1 protein-coding gene is annotated in these 2,048 nt (G+C 64.6%); it reads right to left on the bottom strand.

The window, feature by feature from the left end; all coding sequences use genetic code 11:
- Positions 1–2,048 (bottom strand): excinuclease ABC subunit UvrB (gene uvrB, locus C2U70_RS31705; protein WP_140982564.1); only part of this gene is annotated, 2,048 nt, incomplete at both ends.

Genomic DNA, 2,048 nt, shown 5'->3' with positions numbered 1-2,048 from the left:
CCTTTGAACCGCCGCTGGCGCCGCTCGCTTTCAGTGCGGAGCCGACGGTTTTCTTCTTCATCGCGCTGACCGGCAAATTCGCGGCGTCGCCGTATTTCTTCGTCCCGGCGTACGCGCCGGCCTTGCCCTGCACGGTGCGCTGTTTTGCGGTGGGGTCGTCCACCACAGCGAGCTCGGTGGCGCGCAGGCGCTTGACTTCGTCGCGGAGGCGGGCGGCTTCCTCGAAATTCAGATCGGCGGCGGCCTCGCGCATCCGGGTTTCGAGATCGGCGAGCACGGCTTCAAAATTGTGGCCGATCGAGATGACGTCGTCGGTCATGTCGTGGCCGCCGACCTCGACCAGCACGTGGTCGCGCTCGTAGACGGAGTTGAGGATGTCGCCGATCGACTTCTTCACGCTCTCCGGCGTGATGCCGTTGGCGGTGTTGTACTCGACCTGCTTCTCGCGGCGGCGGTTGGTCTCGGCGATGGCGCGCTCCATCGAGCCCGTCACCTGGTCGGCATAGAGGATCACCTTGCCGTCGACGTTGCGCGCGGCGCGGCCGATGGTCTGGATCAGCGAGGTCTCGCTGCGCAAAAAGCCTTCCTTGTCGGCGTCGAGGATCGCAACCAGCGCGCATTCGGGAATGTCGAGGCCCTCGCGCAAGAGGTTGATGCCGACCAGCGCGTCGAAGGCGCCGAGCCGCAGATCCCGGATGATCTCGATGCGCTCGATGGTGTCGATATCGCTGTGCATGTAGCGGACGCGAATGCCCTGCTCGTGCAGATATTCGGTCAAGTCCTCCGCCATGCGCTTGGTCAGCACCGTGATCAGCGAGCGGTAGCCGGCATTCGCGGTCGCGCGCACCTCGCCGACGAGATCGTCGACCTGGGTGCGGGCCGGGCGGATATGCACGGGCGGATCGATCAGGCCGGTGGGGCGGATCACCTGCTCGACGAACACGCCGCCGCTCTCGTTCAGCTCCCAGCCGCCGGGCGTGGCCGACACCGCGACCGTCTGCGGCCGCATCATGTCCCACTCCTCGAAGCGCAAGGGACGGTTGTCCATGCAGGAGGGCAGGCGGAAACCGTATTCGGCCAAGGTCGCCTTGCGGCGGAAGTCGCCGCGGAACATGCCGCCGATCTGCGGGATGGTGACGTGGCTTTCGTCGGCAAACACCAGCGCGTTGTCGGGGACGTATTCGAACAGCGTCGGCGGCGGCTCGCCGGGCCGGCGTCCGGTCAGGTAGCGCGAATAGTTCTCGATGCCGGCGCAGCTTCCCGTCGCCTCCATCATCTCGAGGTCGAAAGTGGTGCGCTGCTCCAGCCGCTGCGCTTCCAGCAGGCGTCCCTGGTCGTGGAGCTGGTCCAGCCGCTGCTTCAATTCCGACTTGATCGACTTGATCGCCTGCACCAGCGTCGGGCGCGGCGTCACATAGTGCGAGTTGGCGTACATCTTGATGAATTCGAGCTCGTCCTGCTTGTGGCCGGTGAGCGGATCGAACTCCTCGATGGTCTCGATGGTGTCGCCGAACAGGTTCACGCGCCAGGCGCGGTCTTCATAGTGCGCGGGGAAGATGTCGATGACGTCGCCGCGCACACGAAAGGTGCCGCGGGTGAAATCAGCCTGGGTGCGCTTGTACTGCAGCGCGACGAGGTCGGCGATGAGCTGGCGCTGGTCGATGCGCTCGCCCTTCTTCAGCGCAAAGGTCATCGCGGTGTAGGTCTCGACCGAGCCGATACCGTAGATGCAGGACACCGACGCGACGATGATGACGTCGTCGCGTTCGAGCAGCGCGCGCGTCGCCGAATGGCGCATGCGGTCGATCTGCTCGTTGATCGAGGAATCCTTTTCTATGTACGTGTCCGTACGCGGAACATACGCCTCGGGCTGGTAATAGTCGTAATACGAGACGAAGTACTCGACGGCGTTGTCGGGGAAGAAGCTCTTGAACTCGCCATAGAGCTGGGCGGCGAGCGTCTTGTTCGGCGCCAGGATGATGGCGGGGCGCTGCGTCGCCTCGATCACTTTTGCCATCGTGTAGGTCTTGCCGGAGCCGGTGACGCCG

It is taken from the genome of Bradyrhizobium guangdongense, assembly GCF_006483445.1.
Taxonomy (GTDB): domain Bacteria; phylum Pseudomonadota; class Alphaproteobacteria; order Rhizobiales; family Xanthobacteraceae; genus Bradyrhizobium; species Bradyrhizobium guangdongense_A.
Note: the sequence above shows the minus strand (reverse complement) of the source record. Positions and strands in the feature narration are given on the sequence as shown.